Here is an 18,634-nt window from a genome sequence, read left to right as displayed (position 1 = left end):
GGCTCTCTAGTTCAAGTCCGATTATCAGGCCTTGGATTTTTTCTTGTTGTCCGCCTTGGTCTCAGCCTTGGCTTCCACTGCTACTCGTGCTTCCTCGGTAAAGGGGCGACCGTAGTAGGTGTCCATCAGTATGGCTTTGAGCTCGGTGATCAGCGGGTAGCGCGGGTTGGCACCGGTGCACTGGTCATCGAAGGCTTCCAGCGCCAGCTGGTCAACCTTGGCCAGGAAGTCGGCTTCGTTCACGCCAGCTTCACGGATGGAGGCCGGGATGCCCAGAGTGGCTTTCAGCTCATCCAGCCAGGCCAGCAGCTTCTCGATCTTGGCAGCGGTACGGTCACCGGCTGCGCTCAGACCCAGGTGGTCAGCCACTTCGGCATAACGACGGCGAGCTTGCGGACGGTCGTACTGGGAGAACGCAGTCTGCTTGGTCGGGTTGTCGTTGGCGTTGTAACGGATCACGTTGCTGATCAGCAGGGCGTTAGCCAGACCGTGCGGAATGTGGAATTCTGCACCCAGTTTGTGCGCCATGGAGTGACACACACCCAGGAAGGCGTTGGCGAACGCGATACCGGCGATGGTGGCTGCGTTGTGTACTTTCTCGCGAGCAACCGGATCGTTGGCACCGTTCTGGTAGCTGGACGGCAGGTACTCTTTCAGCAGTTTCAGGGCTTGCAGCGCCTGACCGTCTGAGTACTCGTTGGCCAGTACGGAAACGTAGGCTTCCATGGCGTGAGTGACCGCATCCACACCGCCGAAGGCGCACAGGGACTTGGGCATGTTCATGACCAGGTTGGCATCGACGATGGCCATGTTCGGGGTCAGCTCGTAGTCAGCCAGCGGGTACTTCATGCCGGTGGCGTCGTCGGTCACGACCGCAAACGGGGTGACTTCAGAACCGGTACCGGAAGTGGTGGTGATGCAAACCAGTTCGGCCTTCACGCCCATTTTCGGGAACTTGTAGATACGCTTGCGGATGTCCATAAAGCGCATGGCAAGATCTTCAAACGCGGTATCCGGGTGCTCGTACATGACCCACATGATCTTGGCGGCATCCATCGGTGAACCACCACCCAGTGCCAGGATAACGTCCGGCTTGAAGGAGTTGGCCATCTCGGCGCCCTTGCGAACCACCGACAGCGTCGGGTCAGCTTCTACTTCGTAGAATACTTCCACTTCCATGTTCAGCTTCTTGAGCAGACGAACCACGTCGTCGGCATAGCCGTTGTTGAACAGGAAGCGGTCGGTGACAACCATTGCACGCTTTTTGCCTTCCAGATCACCGAGGGCGATCGGCAGGGAGCCACGACGGAAATAGATGGATTTCGGAAGTTTGTGCCACAGCATATTTTCTGCCCGTTTTGCGACTGTCTTCTTGTTGATCAGGTGCTTGGGACCGACGTTCTCGGAGATGGAGTTGCCACTCCAGGAGCCGCAACCCAGGGTCAGGGAAGGAGCAAGAGCAAAGTTGTACAGGTCACCGATACCACCCTGGGTGGAGGGGGTGTTGATCAGAATACGAGCGGTCTTCATCTTGTCGCCGAAGTATCTGATACGGTCCTGGTTGCGATCCTGGTCGGTGTACAGACCAGAGGTGTGACCGATACCACCGATGTTAACCATGGTGCAGGCCATCTCGACGGCTTCTTCGAAGTTCTTGGCGCGGAACATACCCAGGGTCGGGGAGAGCTTCTCATGAGCGAACTCATCTTCAGCGCACAATTCCAGGCCTTCACCGATCAGGATCTTGGTGGTGGCAGGCACAGTCACGCCAGCCATGGCGGCGATCTTGGTGGCCGGCTGGCCGACGATATCTGCGTTCAGCGCGCCGTTGATCAGCAGCACTTTACGTACCTTGTCCGCTTCATCTTTGGACAGGATGTAGCCATCGTGGTTGGAGAAACGCTCTTTCACCTGGTTGTAGATGGAGTCAACGACGATAACAGCTTGCTCGGAAGCACAGACCACACCGTTGTCGAAGGTCTTGGACATCAGGATGGAGGCAACGGCGCGTTTTACATCGGCGGTTTCGTCGATGACGATCGGCACGTTACCGGCACCCACACCGATAGCAGGCTTACCGGAAGAGTAAGCGGCTTTCACCATGCCTGGGCCACCAGTGGCCAGGATCAGGTTGATGTCGTTGTGCTTCATCAGCGCGTTAGAGAGCTCAACGGACGGTTGATCGATCCAGCCGATGATGTCTTTCGGTGCACCAGCGGCCACGGCTGCATCCAGTACCAGCTTGGCTGCGGTATTGGTGGAGTTCTTGGCACGTGGGTGCGGGGAGAAGATGATGGCGTTGCGGGTCTTCAGGGAGATCAACGATTTGAAGATCGCGGTAGCGGTCGGGTTGGTGGTCGGAACGATACCGCAGATGATACCGACCGGCTCGGCGATGATCATGGTGCCCATCTCGTCATCCTGGCTCAGGATGCCGCAGGTCTTCTCGTCTTTGTATGCGTTGTAGATGTATTCGGAGGCGAAGTGGTTCTTGATAACCTTGTCTTCGATGATCCCCATACCGGACTCTTCCACGGCCATCTGGGCCAGGGGGATACGGGCATTGCTGGCGGCCAGGGCGGCGGCACGGAAAACCTTGTCTACCTGCTCTTGCGAGAAGCTGGCGAATTCACGCTGTGCTTCTTTAACGCGGGCGACCAGTGCATCCAGTTCGGCCAAATTGGTTACTGCCATGTTTATCTCCTGATGATTTGAAAACTGTTTAGTAAGAGCTTGGCAATGCCCGGCAATTATAGTCGCCTTGTCAAGGCGAGAATCACTACAAGGGGGTATTTACATGCCTTACTAAATTGCTTTCTGAGTCGATTATAGAGCGCGGCTGACTCAGAAAAAGTTGATCTGGATCATGTGTAACAAAAGAACAAAAGAAATTTTGTTTCACAATACATGTTTTTCGGATGTTACACGAATGTAGCTTGGGGCGAAAGTGGGCTGAATGGCGCGTGAACAAGGCGCTACACACCATCTTTCAAGCAGTTAGCACGATTACGTCCCGGTGTCCTCGGGTCGGGGCCTGGGGCAGTATGGGGGCCGTATTGTGATAGAAACGGCGATCATCCAGGAGCAGATACCCACCAGCGTTTAATTCTTGTTGAAAAAATGGTTGTTCTTTTAATCCATGATAGCGCTGAAGCTTGCCGCCACTGACACCCTCATTGCCGCCGGTCAAAAAAGCCGAGCAGGGGATCGACCGTGCCTGCCTGCTGCGAAGCCAGGCACCATTGCAACTTGATGTCCGTATCAATCATTAAAAAATCCTTGTTTGCTGAGAGAAAATGTCGCACCAAAACGGCATGACCACATAAAACGCGGAGTGATTTTATCAGCGTGTTAAATGGTGACGATGTTTGTTAACAAGTAAATATGTTGAATTTTGGCTATACATTAGAGGAACTAACTGAAAAGCCACGGAAAGGGTGAGATTATTTGATTGGTGCAGGTTGAGGGCATGGTGTAAATTTACGCTCGGTTTATCGGGGTGGCCCGCGTGGCTTTGCTTACCTTCTGGATGGCGCCTATGGCAGCAATTGACGTCTCTTTATATCTGAAGTTTTTCATCGGTTTGTTCGCGATCATCAATCCGCTGGGATTGCTGCCGGTTTTTGTCAGTCTGACCGGCCATCAAACCCCGGAAGAGCGGATGAAGACCAACACCACCGCCAACATTGCGGTGATGATCATCCTGCTGGTCTCCATGTACATGGGGCAGCTGATCCTGGACGGTTTTGGTATCTCGCTGGCGTCGTTTCGCATCGCCGGCGGGTCGCTCATCACGCTGATCGCCTGGTCCATGCTGCAGGGCAAGCTGGGGGAGGTGAAGCATAACAAGCAGGAGAAAGGGGAACTGGCCACGCGGGAATCAGTCGCTGTGGTGCCGCTGGCACTGCCGCTGATGGCGGGTCCGGGTGCCATCTCTTCTTCTATTGTCAACGCCAGCCAGAGTACCTGGTCCCAGATGCTGGGCATGTCGCTGGTGGTGATGGTATTTGCCTTCTGCTCCTGGCTCATCTTCCGCGCCGCCCCCTTGTTGTTCAAGCTGATGGGCAACACCGGCATCAACGTGGTCACCCGGATCATGGGTCTCATCATGATGTCGCTCGGCATCGAGATCATGGTGGCGGGGATCAAGGGGGTCTTCCCCGGATTGATGTGATTCAGGTCTGTTTTGTCTGAGCCGGTCCTCGTGACCGGCTTTTTATTGTTTCTTTTTTGTTGGTCATTTCCTAGAATCGAGCGGATCTGTATAAAAAGCGTCCGTAACGCCATATTTAAATGCTGAATAATTGGCTGAAAGCTGTTTTTTTAACCATGAAGCCCAGCTTGGTCTGATGATATCTATTGCATTATTAGAATTGTCAGGGAATTATGCTGGCAGCGGGTATTTATCTCGTTGATGGACAAACGCATGGAATGTTCTTGTTGGAGTAGGGAAATGACTCATAAAAAAACAATGATTAACACACTGCTGATGGCTGCCCTGTTTGGTGGCGTCAACGTGGCTCAGGCTGCCGATGTCCCGGCGGGAACCAAGCTGGCTGAAGTCCAGCAACTGGTCAAAGGCAATGCCTCGGAGCCGGCTACCCTCGACCCTCATAAAACCGAAGGAACGGTTGAATCCAATATTTTGCGCGACCTGTTCGAAGGTCTCGTCTCTTCCGGTCCCAAAGGGGAAGTGCTCCCTGCCATGGCCGAGTCCTGGGAAACCAAGGACAACAAACACTTCGTATTCCACCTGCGCAAAGATGCGAAATGGTCCAATGGTGAACCGGTTACTGCCCACGATTTCGAGTTCGCCTTCAAGCGGGCCGTGGATCCCAAGACTGGCTCTCCCTACGCCTGGTACATGGAAATTCCGACCATCCTCAACGCCAGCGAAATCATTGCCGGCAAGAAGCCGTCTGACACCCTGGGCGTGAAGGCGACCGACGATTACACCTTTGAAGTACAGCTTGAAAAAGCGATTCCTTACTTCGTCAGCATGCTCTCTCACACCACCACCTACCCAGTCCCGAAGAAGGTGATCGAGAAGTTTGGTGACAAGTGGACCCAGCCGGAAAATATGGTATCCAACGGCGCCTATAAGCTCAAAGATTGGGTGGTCAACGAGCGTGTCGATATCGAGCGTAATCCCAACTACTGGAATAACAGCAAAACGGTGGTCGACACGGTGAGTTACCTGCCGATCCAGTCTACCAATGCCGAGTTGAACCGCTATCTGGCGGGCGAACTGGATCTCACCTACAACATGCCCATCGAACGCTTCAAGCAGATGAAAAAAGAGAAGCCCGATGAGGTGCAGGTGAGTGGCTATGTGGGGACCTACTACTACACCTTCAACACCAAGAAAAAACCCTATGATGATGTGCGGGTACGCACCGCGCTCACCTATGCCATCGATCGCAATGTGATAGCCGACAAGGTAATGGGCAAGGGAGAGACCCCAGGCTATGCCCTGGTGCCGGACTTCGTTGATGGTTTCAAACCTGTTGCCCCGGCCTGGTCCAAGTTGACCCAGGCGGAGCTCGATGCCAAGGCCAAGGCGCTACTGGCCGATGCCGGTTACGGTCCGGGTAATCCACTCAAGTTTGAACTGCTCTACAACACAGATGACAACCACAAGAAAGTGGCGGTCGCCGTCGCCTCCATGTGGAAAAAGCTGGGGGTAGAGGTGAGTCTGGTGAACCAGGAGTGGAAAACCTATCTGGAGACGCTCAAGCAAGGTCAGTTTGACGTGGCTCGTCGCGGTTGGATCGCCGACTACAATGAAGCCTCCTCCATGCTGGATCTGATGCAGACCACTCACGGTAACAACGATGGCAAGTACTCCAATGCTGCGTTTGACAAGTTGATGGACGAGTCACGCGATCAGGTTGATGCGGATGCGCGCAACAAGCTCTATGTCCAGGGCGAAGAGATCCTGGCCAAGGACATGCCGATTGCCCCTATCTATCAGTACGTGACCTCTCGCATGGTCAAGCCCTATGTGGGCGGCTATCCGGCCAACCCGCTGGATAACCTCTACAGCAAAGACATGTACATCATTGCTCACTGAATAACATAACAAGTCGCATAACAAGCAGGCCCGCCAGACGGCGGGCCTTTATTACAACCGCGACCCTTTGGAAGCTGTACAGGACAGGAATTGTCTATGTTGAAATTCATTTTTAAACGGCTATTGGAAGCGATCCCGACGCTGCTGGTCTTGATCACCGTCTCCTTCTTCATGATGCGTTTCGCGCCGGGCAACCCCTTCACCAGCGAACGTGCCCTGCCGCCGGAAGTGTTGGCCAATATCGAGGCCAAGTACGGCCTGGACAAGCCCATTGGCGTGCAATACCTCACCTACCTGGGCAACCTGTTACGGGGCGATCTGGGCCCCTCTTTCAAATACAAGGACTTCAGCGTCAATGATCTGGTGAGCCAGGCGTTGCCTGTTTCTGCCAAGATCGGGAGCGCGGCTTTCGTCTTTGCCGTCTTGCTGGGGGGCACTTTCGGCACCATAGCGGCCTTGAAACAAAACACCATCATCGACTATCTGCTGATGTCGTCGGCCATGGCCGGGGTGGTGATCCCGGGCTTTGTGCTGGCACCCTTGCTGGTGCTCTTCTTCAGCATCTATCTGGGCTGGTTCCCGGCCGGTGGCTGGCAGGGGGGCGGTATCCAGTTTATGGTGCTGCCGGTGTTCGGCATGATGATGTACTACATCTCCGCCATCTCGCGCATCATGCGTGGCAGCATGATCGAGACCATGAACTCCAACTTCATCCGTACCGCCCGTGCCAAGGGCTTGCCGCTGCGTCACATCATACTGAAACACGCACTGCGTCCGGCCATGCTGCCGGTGGTCTCCTATCTGGGCCCGGCCTTCGTCGGTATCATCACGGGTTCCGTGGTGATTGAGACCATCTTCGGTCTGCCGGGAATTGGTCAGTTGTTTGTCAACGGTGCCCTCAACCGTGATTACTCCATGGTGCTCGGGCTGACCATTCTGGTCGGCGCCCTCACCATCACCTTTAACGCCGTGGTCGATATTCTCTATGCCTTTATCGATCCCAAGATCCGTTACTAAGTCGGGAGTAGATCATGGTTGTCACAACTGAGAAACGCGAAGCCATAGCGGCGTTCGCACAGCAAGTGGAAGTGGTGGAAGGACGCTCCCTGTGGAAGGATGCCCGTCGCCGTTTCCTGCGTAACAAGGCCGCGCTGACCAGCCTCATCATACTGACCATTATCGGTCTGGCAGTGATAGTGGGGCCGCACCTGTCCCAATATACCTTCGACGATCCGGACTGGGGCGCGATGCAGGCGGCACCGGATATGGAAACCGGCCACTGGTTCGGTACCGACAGTCTGGGGCGTGATCTGTTCGTGCGTACCCTGCTGGGGGGCCGCATTTCGCTGATGGTCGGCATCATGGGCGCCATGGTGGCCGTGGTTATCGGCACCCTGTATGGCGCGGCTTCCGGTTTTATCGGCGGTCGGGTCGATAGTCTGATGATGCGCGTACTCGAGATCCTCAACGCCTTCCCTTTCATGTTCTTCGTGATCATGCTGGTGACCTTCTTCGGCCGCAATCTGGCACTCATCTTCATCGCCATCGGGGCGGTGAGCTGGCTCGACATGGCGCGGATCGTGCGAGGCCAGACCCTGAGTCTCAAGAGCAAGGAGTTTATCGAGGCGGCCCACGTCTGTGGCGTATCCAAGTGGAAGATCATCACCCGTCACATAGTGCCGAACGTGCTCGGTATCGTGGCCGTCTACGCCACCTTGCTGGTACCGGGCATGATCATGTTTGAATCCTTCCTGAGTTTTCTGGGCCTCGGCGTCCAGGAACCCATGACCAGCTGGGGTGCCCTGCTGGATGAAGGCTCCAAGTCGATGGAAGTGGCCATCTGGCAACTCTTGTTCCCCGCCGGTTTCATGGTGGTGACCCTGTTTTGCTTCAACTTCCTCGGGGATGGTCTGCGTGACGCCCTCGATCCGAAAGATCGTTAATCGAGCATCGGATCGACAGGAAAGCATCACGAAAGATCGATAAGGAGTTTTTATATGAAGTTACTGGATGTAAAAGATCTGCGGGTCGAGTTCAAGACCCCGGACGGCAATGTGGTGGCGGTCAACGACCTCAACTTTTCCCTGGCGGCTGGCGAGACCCTGGGGATCGTCGGCGAGTCCGGTTCCGGCAAGTCCCAGACTGCATTTGCCATCATGGGGCTGTTGGCCAAGAACGGCATCATCACGGGGTCGGCCAAGTTTCAGGGCGACGAAATCCTCAACCTGCCGGAACACAAGCTCAACAAGATCCGCTCCGAGAAGATCGCCATGATCTTCCAGGATCCCATGACCTCTCTTAATCCCTACATGAAGGTGAAGGATCAGCTGATGGAAGTGCTGATGCTGCACAAGGGTGTGAGCAAGGCCGCAGCGTTCGAAGAGTCGGTACGCATGCTGGATGCGGTGAAGATCCCCGAGTCGCGCAAGCGGATGAACATGTACCCCCACGAGTTCTCTGGCGGTATGCGTCAACGGGTGATGATTGCCATGGCCCTCTTGTGCCGGCCACAGCTGCTCATCGCCGATGAACCGACCACGGCGCTGGACGTGACGGTGCAGGCCCAGATCATGACGTTGATGAACGAGCTAAAGCGCGAGTTCAACACCGCCATCATCATGATCACCCACGACTTGGGCGTGGTGGCGGGCATCTGTGACAAGGTGCTGGTGATGTACGCCGGTCGTACCATGGAGTACGGCCGGGTGAAGGACATCTTCTATCGCCCGAGCCATCCCTATACCGAAGGTTTGCTGCGCGCAATTCCCCGCCTCGACACCGAAGGGGAAGAGCTGCCTACCATTCCGGGCAATCCGCCCAACCTGCTGCGTCTGCCCACCGGCTGCCCCTTCCAGGAGCGCTGCCACCGTGTCAGCGGGATTTGCGGCCAGCAGTCACCGATCCTGACCCCGTTCAACGACGGCCGCGAACGGGCCTGCCATTGGGTATCGGATGCCATGATCAAGGGGGCGAATTAAATGGGTACTGACAAGAAACTGCTGCTGGAAGTGTCTGACCTCAAGGTCCACTTTAGCATCAAGAGTGACAGAGCCTGGCCCTGGGCCAAGCCCTCGGCGTTGAAGGCGGTAGATGGGGTGACTCTGCGCCTGTACGAGGGGGAGACCCTGGGTGTGGTGGGCGAGTCCGGCTGTGGCAAGTCCACCTTCGCCCGTGCCCTGATAGGCCTGGTACCGGCCACCGACGGCAAGGTGGTGTGGCTGGGCAACGATTTGACCAAGCTAGATCAGAAGGCACTGCGGGAGAAACGCAAGGAGATCCAGATGATCTTCCAGGATCCGCTGGCCTCCCTGAATCCGCGCATGACCATAGGCGACATCATCGCCGAGCCGCTCATCACCTTCTATCCCAACCTCTCCAAAGAGCAGGTGAAGGAGAAGGTGCGCACCATGATGACCAAGGTGGGCCTCTTGCCCAACCTGGTCAATCGCTATCCGCACGAGTTCTCCGGCGGCCAGTGCCAGCGGATCGGGATTGCCCGGGCACTGATCCTGGAACCCAAGATGATCATCTGTGACGAGCCGGTCTCTGCGCTGGATGTCTCCATCCAGGCCCAGGTGGTGAACCTGCTCAAGGCTATCCAGAAGGAGATGGGCTTGTCGCTCATCTTCATCGCTCACGACTTGTCGGTGGTCAAACACATCTCGGATCGGGTGCTGGTGATGTATCTGGGCAATGCGGTGGAGCTCGGCACTCGCAAGGAGATCTTCGCAAACCCCTTGCACCCCTATACCAAGGCCCTGATGTCGGCCGTGCCCATTCCGGATCCGGATCTGGAGCGCAGCAAGGTCATCCAGATCCTGGAGGGGGACTTGCCATCTCCCATGAACCCGCCGTCCGGCTGCGTGTTTCGCACCCGCTGCCCGGTGGCTGGCCCCGAGTGTGCCAAGACCCGCCCCATGCTTGAGGGAAACTTCGACCATGCGGTCTCCTGCCTCAAGGCTGATCCGCTTTGATGGTGGTTTGTTGAACGTGTTTTCGGGGCTCCCAGATGGAGCCCCGATTAACTTGGGTAATAGGGAAGATCTCCCTTGGCGTTCTCTTTGGCCACTGTTACTCTTTGCCTAACAAGGGGAGTAACTTCTCGCTGGTTTGTCGTCATTACGGTGCACCCATATCCTGCAGTGCACCCGGCAGCCGGGCAGTCGATGAAAATGGGCTATAAGTGAGACCTTGCCGAGAGGCAAGGCGTATCTGCTCCAAACGCAAGCCCACGCCTCTCGGACGTGGGTTTTGTCATTTTTGGGAGGGATAAAAATGGGTGAATGGTGGATGTGGACCGGTTTTTTCAGCATAGTGCTGGTCCTGTTATGGATTGACATACGCTTTGTCGGTGGTGGCAGGTCACACAAGGTGTCTCTCAAAGAGGCGGGGATCTGGTCTCTCATCTGGATCAGCGTGGCCCTGCTCTTCAACCTGGCCATCTGGTTTTGGCTGGATCACAGTGCTGGCCGTGACATTGCCAACCAGAAGGGATTGGAGTTCCTCACCGGCTACCTCATCGAGAAAGCGTTGGCGGTGGATAACGTCTTCGTCTGGCTGATGCTGTTTAGCTATTTTGCCATTCCGGCCGAGCTGCAGCGCCGGGTGCTGCTGTACGGGGTGTTGGGCGCCATCGTGATGCGGGCCGGCATGGTGTTCGCGGGCAGCTGGCTCATCGAGCAGTTCCACTGGATCCTCTATCTGTTCGGCGCCTTCTTGCTGCTGACCGGTGCCAAGATGCTGTGGGCGGCCGACAAGGAGCCAGATCTGGCCAACAACCCGCTGCTGGGCTGGATGCGCCGCCGCTTCAAGGTGACCGAGACGCTGGAGGGGGAGAACTTCTTCGTCTGGCGTGACGGTGTGCGTTATGCCACGCCGCTGCTGCTCATTCTGGTGCTGGTGGAGGTGAGCGATCTCATCTTCGCGGTGGACAGTATCCCGGCCATCTTCGCGGTGACCACGGATCCCTTCATCGTGCTGACCTCCAACATCTTTGCCATCATGGGTCTGCGCGCCATGTACTTCCTGCTGGCTGGTGTGGCTGATCGCTTTGCCCTGCTCAAGTACGGTCTGGCGCTGATCCTGATGTTTATCGGGGTCAAGATGCTGTTGCTGGATATCTTCAAGATCCCGACCGGCATAGCACTCGGTGTCGTCGCGCTGATCCTGCTGGCGTCCATGGGGCTAAGTCTCTTTGTGACCCGTAAAAAGAAAAAGGTGGCTTGAAGGCGCTGAACATCATCTCGGGGGGGACAGTTCCAGATCCCCCTGAATGACATAGCACTCGGTGTCGTCGCGCTGATCCTGTTGGTGTCCATGGGGCTAAGACTCTTTGTGACCCGTAAAAAGAAAAAGGTGGCTTGAAGTTTAATGCAAGTCAGTTAAGAGAATGTGAGTCCAGCCCGCGAGGTATAAGGGCCAAAGAGTGAGGGAGGCATGATGCCTCCCTCTTTTTATTGGATGCCAGTCAGGGCAAAGGTGTCAGCCACATTGACGCGTTAACCCTGGTACAGCTCCTGTTATTCAACCTTTCTAATATTCAGTCACAAAAGTGTTTAAGTGACGGGTGTTACGTATCCGCGGGCCGTTTTTGTATCTTGCTGGCGGGACAGATCACACCTTGGCGGTATCCACCTCACCCAGCGGCTCGGTTTCACCCAGGCTGTCTTCGGTCTTGGCCACTACGCTGGCGGCGATGGCATTGCCCAGCACGTTGGTGGCGGAGCGACCCATGTCGAGGAAGTGATCTATGCCGAGCAGCAAGAGGATGCCAGCTTCCGGAATATGGAACTGGTTCAGGGTGGCGGCTATGACCACCAGAGAGGCGCGCGGCACGCCGGCCATCCCCTTGGAGGTGACCATCAACAACAGCAGCATGGTGATCTGTTGAGCCAGGGAGAGCTCTATGCCATAGGCCTGGGCGATGAACATGACCGCGAAGGTGCAGTACATCATGGAGCCGTCCAGGTTGAAGGAGTAACCCATGGGCAGCACGAAGCTGGCGATGCGCTTGTCACAGCCGAACTTCTCCAGCCGATCCAGGGTCTTGGGATAGGCGGCCTCGGAGCTGGCGGTGGAGAAGGCCAGCAGGATGGGCTCGCGGATCATGGCCAGCAGGGTCAGCACGCGGCGGCGAATGAACAGGCTGCCCATGGCGATGAGCAGCAGCCAGAGGCAGGCCAGGGCCAGATAGAACTGGGCCATAAAAGTGCCGTAGGTGGCGAGTATGCCGAGCCCTTCCTTGGCAACCATGGCGGCGATGGCACCGAACACGGCGAACGGCGCGAAGTTCATCACGTAGCCTGTCACCTTCAGCATGATCTCGGCGGCGCTGGCCATCAGCTTGACCACGGGTTTGGCGGCATCGCCCAGAGCGGCGGCGGCCAGCCCGAAGAAGAGGGAGAACACCACTATCTGCAGGATCTCGTTGGTGGCCATGGCCTCCACCACGCTTTTCGGGATGGCGTGGGTGACGAAGTCCTTGAGGGAGATGGCACCGGCGACCACGCCGGAACTGGCAGTATCATCCGGCAGGGAGAGGGAGAGCCCCACACCCGGTTGCATCAGGGTGACCATCACCAGACCCAGGGTCAGGGAGAGCAAGGAGGCCAGCATGAACCAGCCCAGGGTCTTGGCTCCGATGCGGCCCACGGTACGGGTATCACCCATCTTGGCGATACCGACGACCAGGGTGGTGAAGACAAGGGGAGCAATGATCATCTTGATCAGTCGCAGGAAGATATCGGTCAGTATGGTGATGTCACTGGCAAAGCCAGCAGCCTGATCCGGGGCAAACATGCGATAGCCCTGACCAGTCAGGATGCCAACCAGCATTGCGATGAGGATGGCAACCGTCAATTTATTCATTTTCATGGGGGGGTCCCAGTTTTGATAAGTGCAACGCGTTGAGGGTGGCAGGGGGGCCACTTCAAGTCCGTTTTTGTGATCCGGGCAGTAGATCCCTGACAGCCGGTGTGCTTGCAGCATGCCTAATCCGGGGGGGTAAATCCAGAGTCTTGTAGCAGAATTTTATGTTGCCATTAGTTGTATGTGATATGGATCTTGCATTTCATCAATATTAATCACTGTTTATTTTGATGTTGGCGAGATAACTGGCTTGCATGTCCTGTTCGTTTAATGAGCGATGAGACAGGGTGAAGATCAGCAGGGCCGAGGTTGTGTGCTGTACCTGCATCTGCGCCAGAAAGGGGTCCGGCTCGTCCGTATCAAAGCCGAATACTGGATGTGAGGGGGTGACCCTGACCGCATCCCGCGACAGGGTCAGCTCGTTCACCTCCACCCACTCGTAACCCTGGCTCAGTGCCATCTCACCCGCCCGTTTGAGCACATACTTGCGGGCCGTCTCCCGATCGATCAGATCGTTACCGACAAACTCCAGCTGCCACTTGTCGGGGCCAAGTTGTGTCTGGGAGAAGCCGGTCTGGCCGTTCCAGAATGATTTTTCGCTGTGATAAGGGGTGGCACAGCCGAGCAGCAGGGCGCTCAGCAGGCAGGCCAGCACCAGATCAGGCAGGCTTGCAGCGCTGGCAAACCGTCGTGCATGGCGACGGGAGCAGAAGGAGAGGGGGAGCAGACGTTGCATCATGAGGGCCGTTTGGCGAAACACCTCACCACTACAGCACAAACCGATCCGTGAGACAATCGCCGGTCGGGTCACCGTGGGGATACTGGGGATAAAAGAAAAGGCCTTGTCGTTTGACAAGGCCTTTACCGGGGAATTTGGTCGGTGTGAGAGGATTCGAACCTCCGACCCTCTACACCCCATGCAGATGCGCTACCTGGCTGCGCTACACACCGACGGAGTCAGCTCGGCTGACGGGGGCTGAGTTTATGGAGATGCCCCGACCCTGTCAACAGGGGAAATCCCACTCCGAGACCGTTTGCCTGCTTTACGAGCAATTGGCGTTCAAAGTACCGCCATGGCGGCGACATTCGGCCATTGAGGGCCCATGTCAGGGGCCTTTTGCTACGCAGGTTTCAACCCACCATGAAAGCGGCCGCCCCGGAGGCGGCCGTTTGCATCAGTGATGAAGGGATCAGCGGTTGAAGGTCAGCCGCTTGCCCAGCACCTGATCGGTGACCTGACCGTTTTGCCAGGCGATCTGGCCATTGACCAGGGTCATCTCCACCGTACTGTGGAAGCGGTAACCGTTGAAGGGGGACCAGCCACACAGGTAGAGCAGGTTGCTGTCGTTGACCACATAGGGCTTGCCCAGATCCAGCAGCACCAAGTCTGCGAAGTAGCCCTCACGAATGTAGCCGCGATCCTGCACCTGGAAGCGCTCGGCTACCGCGTGGGATGTCTTCTTGACGATAGTCTCCAGTGAAAACACGCCGTTGTGGTAGAGCTCCAGCAGCGCCAGCATGGAGTGCTGCACCAGAGGGATGCCGGACGGCGCCTTGAAGTAGCTGTTCTGCTTCTCCTCCCAGGTGTGGGGGGCATGGTCGGTGGCAATAATGTCCAGCACGTCGTTGCGCACCGCATCCAGCAGGGCGTGCTGGTCGGCGGCTGTCTTGACCGCCGGGTTGCACTTGATCTGGCTGCCCAGGGTGTCGTAATCCGCCTCGTTGAAGAACAGGTGGTGGACGCACACCTCGGCGGTGATGCTCTTGTCTTTGAGTTCGCTAAGGTCATGGCTGGCGGTAAACAGCGACAGCTCTTTGGCGGAGGTGAGGTGCAGCACGTGCAGCTTGGCCCCGTACTTTTTCGCCAGACCCACCGCCATGCTGGAGGACTTGTAGCAGGCCTCGTCATTGCGAATGCGACCGTGCTCGCGCATCGGCACATCCTCGCCCCACTTGGCGCGGGCCTCGTCTTCCAGCACCTTGATGGAAGGGGTGTCCTCGCAGTGAGTGACTATCATCACCGGGCTCTCGCGGAAAATCGCCGCCAGTGTCTCCTGGTTGTCCACCAGCATGTTGCCGGTCGAGGAGCCCATGAACACCTTGACCCCGCAGGATTGCTTGGGATCGAGGCGCTTTATCTCGTCGAGGTTGTCGTTGGTGGCGCCGAGATAGAAGCTGTAGTTGGCGGCGGAGGCGTTGGCGGCTATCTGGTATTTGGCTTCGAGGGCATCGAGGGTAGTGGTCTGGGGATTGACGTTGGGCATCTCCATGAAGCTGGTGGTGCCCCCTGCCACGGCGGCCCGGGATTCACTGGCGATGGTCCCCTTGTGGGTCAGGCCTGGCTCACGGAAATGGACCTGATCATCGATCATCCCGGGGATGAGGTGGCGACCGGTTGCATCTATCACCACGGCATCGGGCGCCTCTATGTGAGGGGCGATCCGGGCGATCCGTTCCCCTTCAATCAATACATCCGAGGCATAGATGCGGCCTTCATTGACCAGGGTGGCATTCTTGATAAGCAATTTGTTCATGGGGGAGTCCGGTTCCTTTGTCAGTGATCGCGGGTCATAATATCGCAAACTGCACTTTCTCTGTAGCAAGGCCTGACTGATGAAGTTATTTGTAAGAGATTTGACCGTGATCGATTCCAGCTACCTGTGTGAACGCCGTGGCATGGTAGGGGAGAGCTGGCTGGTGGATGTCGAGATGAGCGGCGAGCTCAACGAGATGAGCATGCTGCTTGACTTTGGTCGGGTGAAAAAACTGATCAAGTCGATCATCGATGAAGAGGTGGATCACAAGCTGCTGGTACCGGCCGAATGCGCCCTGGTCCATGTGGCCCATCTGGAGGGGGAGGAGAGCACGGTCGATCTGCTGCGCCCTGGCCGCTCTATTCACTTGCGCTGCCCCACTCAGGGGTTTGCCTTCATTCCGGCCCCCCAGATAGACAAGGAGTCCGTCACTCGCTATCTGCTGGCGGTGCTGGCCCAGCGGCTGCCCGGCAACATCAAGGACTTGGCGCTGACCCTGCGCCAGGAGCAGATTGATGGCGCCTTCTACCACTACAGCCACGGCCTGAAAAAGCACGATGGCAACTGCCAGCGCATCGCCCACGGCCATCGTTCTCCCATCGAGATCCATGTAGACGGTGAGCGCGATGGTGAGCTGGAGCTGAACTGGGCCGAGCGCTGGGCCGATATCTACCTTGGCACCGATGAAGACAAGGTGGCTCTTGGCGAACTGAGCCTGAGCGAGCTGGCCAAAAGCATCCTGAATGATGCGGCCAACACGCAGCCGGGTGAGCACTACCTCGGCTTCAAGTACGTGGCCCCTCAGGGATTGTTCCAGCTTGCCATGCCGGCGGGGGAGGTGGAGATGATCGACACCGATACCACCATAGAGCTGCTGGCATGCTACATAGCCCGGGAGGTGAAGAAGGCGGTGGGCGACAAGTTCGTGAAAATCGTGGCGTATGAAGGGGTGGGCAAGGGCGCCATCGCCTACGCCTGATCCCGCGTTCGTTGTCAGAATAACCAAGGCCCCGCATCTGCGGGGCCTTGTCGTTTCAGGGCAATGGAAAAACAGACTGCCTTATCAGGCGCTGAGTCGGAAGTGTTTGACCAGGCTCTCCTGCTGCTCGGCCAGGGAGTCGAGCTGCTGGCTGGTCTCGGCCACCCGCTCGATCCCCTGATAGTTGAGATCCGAGATATCCGAGATGCGGTTGAGGTTGGTGGCGATGTCGGCGCTGGTGGCCTGCTGCTGCTCGGCGGCGGAGGCGATCTGGCTCGACATGTCACTGATCAGCACCACTATCCCCTGCACCTCCTCCATGGCGTTGTTAGCGTGGGAGCTCTGGCTCACGCAGCTGTCCATCTCGCGGGAGCACTCCTGCATGACGGTGACCGCCTTGGCGACCCCCTGCTGCAGGTTTTCGATCATGGTCTGGATCTCGCTGGTGGACTGGGCGGTGCGTCCCGCCAGGCTGCGCACCTCGTCGGCCACCACCGCAAAGCCGCGGCCCTGCTCGCCGGCCCGGGCCGCCTCGATGGCGGCGTTTAGCGCCAGCAGGTTGGTCTGTTCGGCGACGCCGCGAATGACGTCGAGTATGTTGCCGATCTGGTTGCTCATGGCGCTCACATCGCCGATCACCTTGCCGGTCTGCTGCAACTTGCCAGCCAGCTGATGGGTGGTGGTGATGTTGCCGGCCATCACCTTACGACCTGTCTCTGAGGCTTTCTCCACGTCCTGCACCCGCTCCAGGGTCTGGTTGGCTGCCTGGGCCACTTCACGTACCGAGGCTTCCATCTGGGTCATGGCGGCAGCGACCGAGGCTGTTTCCTGGCGCTGTTTCTCCAGATCCACCCGCACCGATTCGGTGGTGTGGCGGTTGTCGTGGGCGGTGGCGTTGAGCTGGGTCGAGGCCTGGGAGAGCTGGGTCAGCACGTTCCCCATCTGCTGGATCAGCAGGTTGATCTGGCTGCCGAGCTGGCCAAACTCGTTCTTGCTGCGAAAACCGATGCGCTGGGTCATGTCGCCCTGGGTCACCTCGGTCAGCACCCGTAGCAGCTCCTTGAGCGGGCGGCGAATGGCCTTGCCCAGGGTGTAGGCCACCAGAATGGCCACCAGGATAGCGATGGCGATGCTGATCCCCTGGGTGAGTGTGCTCTGGGCCTGCACCTTGCCGGAGGCGCGTATGTTGTTGTTCATCAGCTGCTGGCTCTGGTCGGTGATCCCCTCCAGCTTGCGCTGGATGCTGACGATGAGTTTGCTGGCCTGCTTGCTCTGCTCGCGCATCCGCTCTTGCTGCTGCATCAGCGCCAGGTACTGGGAGAGCACCCCTTCGCTGGCGGTGGTATCGCGCACGAAGCCGTGCACGTAGTGGCCCATGTCATTGTCGAAGTTCTTGAGCTCTCCCTGCAGATCCTGGATGGTGCTGTTGAAGCCTTCTATCTGCATTTTGTTGCGTTTGAGCGCCCCCGCGATGGGGGCGGGTATGGTCTGGTTGAGCGCATCCATGGTGGAGAGTTCGATGGCGGAGAGTTTGGTGGTCAGGGTCTCGGACAGCATCTTGATGAAGTTGTCGTCTATGGTGACCATCATGTCCCCCAGGCTCTTCTTGAACTGGGGCAGACTGACCTGGAACTGCCCCTTGGCCTGGTTCACTTTGTGCAAGCGAATGAGCAAGGCCTGATGTTCGGCAGGCAGGGTGCCGGTCAGTTGCAGATAGTCGCTGACCAGCGTGCTCAGTGCCGCCATCTCGCCTTGCAGTTCAGGGTGAGCCGCCGCCTGCCGACTGAGGGTGGCGAGCGTCTTGTCGACCTGGGCCTTGGCCTGTTGTAGCGCGGCCACCTCGGCCTTGATCTGCTTGGGATCCTGCTCGGTCAGCACGTCGGTGAGCCACTTGTTGGCGCTGAGCAAACTGATCTGGGTCTGACTGCTGGCGATCACCAGCGGCATGGATTGCCGGGTGACCTGATCGAGCGCCTGATTGAGCTCGCGCTGGCTGCGAAAGGTGAGTACCGAGGAGGCCGCCATCACGGCCACCAGAATGGCAAAGCCTAAATAGACCCTCTGCAAGATGGAGAGGTCTGACATTGTTTGTTTCATTATTGTCCCGCTTTATATGCAAAAGTCCCTTGCCTGAATACCCCGTCCATTTGATACCCTGCTACCACCCTGGGCGAGCGACGC

14 protein-coding genes and 1 tRNA gene are annotated in these 18,634 nt (G+C 57.4%); 8 read left to right on the top strand and 7 right to left on the bottom strand.

Features of this window, described 5'->3' with window-relative positions; all coding sequences use genetic code 11:
- Positions 1-24: 24 nt before the first annotated feature.
- Positions 25-2,694, bottom strand: a complete 2,670-nt coding sequence (adhE, locus tag GWQ22_RS08505; protein ID WP_212513525.1) for a bifunctional acetaldehyde-CoA/alcohol dehydrogenase — start codon at positions 2,692-2,694, stop codon at positions 25-27.
- Positions 2,695-2,989: 295 nt separating this feature from the next.
- Positions 2,990-3,190: a 2OG-Fe dioxygenase family protein gene (locus GWQ22_RS08500; protein WP_275930030.1), complete on the bottom strand. Its 201-nt coding sequence runs from the start codon at positions 3,188-3,190 to the stop codon at positions 2,990-2,992.
- 348 nt (positions 3,191-3,538) lie between these two features.
- Between GWQ22_RS08500 and GWQ22_RS08495 the strand changes: the two genes are divergently transcribed.
- The 7 genes from GWQ22_RS08495 (at position 3,539) to GWQ22_RS08465 (ending at position 11,299) form a co-directional block, all read left to right on the top strand.
- On the top strand, positions 3,539-4,174 hold the full coding sequence (locus tag GWQ22_RS08495) for a YchE family NAAT transporter (RefSeq protein ID WP_212513524.1): 636 nt from the start codon (positions 3,539-3,541) through the stop codon (positions 4,172-4,174).
- 279 nt (positions 4,175-4,453) lie between these two features.
- On the top strand, positions 4,454-6,073 hold the full coding sequence (locus tag GWQ22_RS08490) for an ABC transporter substrate-binding protein (protein ID WP_275930029.1): 1,620 nt from the start codon (positions 4,454-4,456) through the stop codon (positions 6,071-6,073).
- A gap of 96 nt (positions 6,074-6,169) precedes the next feature.
- Positions 6,170-7,090, top strand: a complete 921-nt coding sequence (gene oppB, locus GWQ22_RS08485; RefSeq protein ID WP_275930028.1) for an oligopeptide ABC transporter permease OppB — start codon at positions 6,170-6,172, stop codon at positions 7,088-7,090.
- A gap of 14 nt (positions 7,091-7,104) precedes the next feature.
- On the top strand, positions 7,105-8,016 hold the full coding sequence (oppC, locus tag GWQ22_RS08480) for an oligopeptide ABC transporter permease OppC (RefSeq protein WP_042036753.1): 912 nt from the start codon (positions 7,105-7,107) through the stop codon (positions 8,014-8,016).
- Between the two features lie 54 nt (positions 8,017-8,070).
- Positions 8,071-9,051, top strand: coding sequence for an ABC transporter ATP-binding protein (locus tag GWQ22_RS08475; protein WP_108535802.1), 981 nt, complete (start codon positions 8,071-8,073; stop codon positions 9,049-9,051).
- Positions 9,052-10,047, top strand: coding sequence for a murein tripeptide/oligopeptide ABC transporter ATP binding protein OppF (gene oppF, locus GWQ22_RS08470; RefSeq protein WP_043141223.1), 996 nt, complete (start codon positions 9,052-9,054; stop codon positions 10,045-10,047).
- A 301-nt stretch (positions 10,048-10,348) separates the two neighbouring features.
- The gene (locus GWQ22_RS08465) at positions 10,349-11,299 is read left to right on the top strand and encodes a TerC family protein (protein ID WP_275930027.1); all 951 of its coding nucleotides are present in this window, start codon (positions 10,349-10,351) and stop codon (positions 11,297-11,299) included.
- A 387-nt stretch (positions 11,300-11,686) separates the two neighbouring features.
- Here the strand turns inward: GWQ22_RS08465 and GWQ22_RS08460 are convergent, their stop codons facing one another.
- The 4 genes from GWQ22_RS08460 to GWQ22_RS08445 all read right to left on the bottom strand — a co-directional run bounded on the left by GWQ22_RS08460 (position 11,687) and on the right by GWQ22_RS08445 (position 15,474).
- A complete protein-coding gene (locus GWQ22_RS08460) occupies positions 11,687-12,946 on the bottom strand; it encodes a dicarboxylate/amino acid:cation symporter (RefSeq protein ID WP_275930026.1) in 1,260 nt (419 codons plus the stop codon).
- A 205-nt stretch (positions 12,947-13,151) separates the two neighbouring features.
- On the bottom strand, positions 13,152-13,676 hold the full coding sequence (locus GWQ22_RS08455) for a hypothetical protein (protein ID WP_275930041.1): 525 nt from the start codon (positions 13,674-13,676) through the stop codon (positions 13,152-13,154).
- A gap of 138 nt (positions 13,677-13,814) precedes the next feature.
- Positions 13,815-13,891, bottom strand: a tRNA-Pro gene (locus GWQ22_RS08450).
- A gap of 239 nt (positions 13,892-14,130) precedes the next feature.
- Complete coding sequence (locus tag GWQ22_RS08445) at positions 14,131-15,474, bottom strand: dihydroorotase (RefSeq protein WP_275930025.1); 1,344 nt, start codon at positions 15,472-15,474, stop codon at positions 14,131-14,133.
- A 79-nt stretch (positions 15,475-15,553) separates the two neighbouring features.
- Here GWQ22_RS08445 and GWQ22_RS08440 point away from each other — a divergent pair, with 79 nt between their 5' ends.
- On the top strand, positions 15,554-16,453 hold the full coding sequence (locus tag GWQ22_RS08440) for a 6-carboxytetrahydropterin synthase (RefSeq protein ID WP_275930024.1): 900 nt from the start codon (positions 15,554-15,556) through the stop codon (positions 16,451-16,453).
- 84 nt (positions 16,454-16,537) lie between these two features.
- Here GWQ22_RS08440 and GWQ22_RS08435 read toward each other — a convergent pair whose 3' ends face one another.
- The gene (locus GWQ22_RS08435; protein WP_275930023.1) at positions 16,538-18,550 is read right to left on the bottom strand and encodes a methyl-accepting chemotaxis protein; all 2,013 of its coding nucleotides are present in this window, start codon (positions 18,548-18,550) and stop codon (positions 16,538-16,540) included.
- Positions 18,551-18,634: the final 84 nt, after the last annotated feature.

The sequence above is a fragment of the Aeromonas sp. 1HA1 genome (assembly GCF_029237385.1).
GTDB classification, from domain to species: domain Bacteria; phylum Pseudomonadota; class Gammaproteobacteria; order Enterobacterales; family Aeromonadaceae; genus Aeromonas; species Aeromonas popoffii.
The sequence above is the reverse complement of the archived record's forward strand: the minus strand, read 5'-3'. Positions and strand labels throughout refer to the sequence as shown.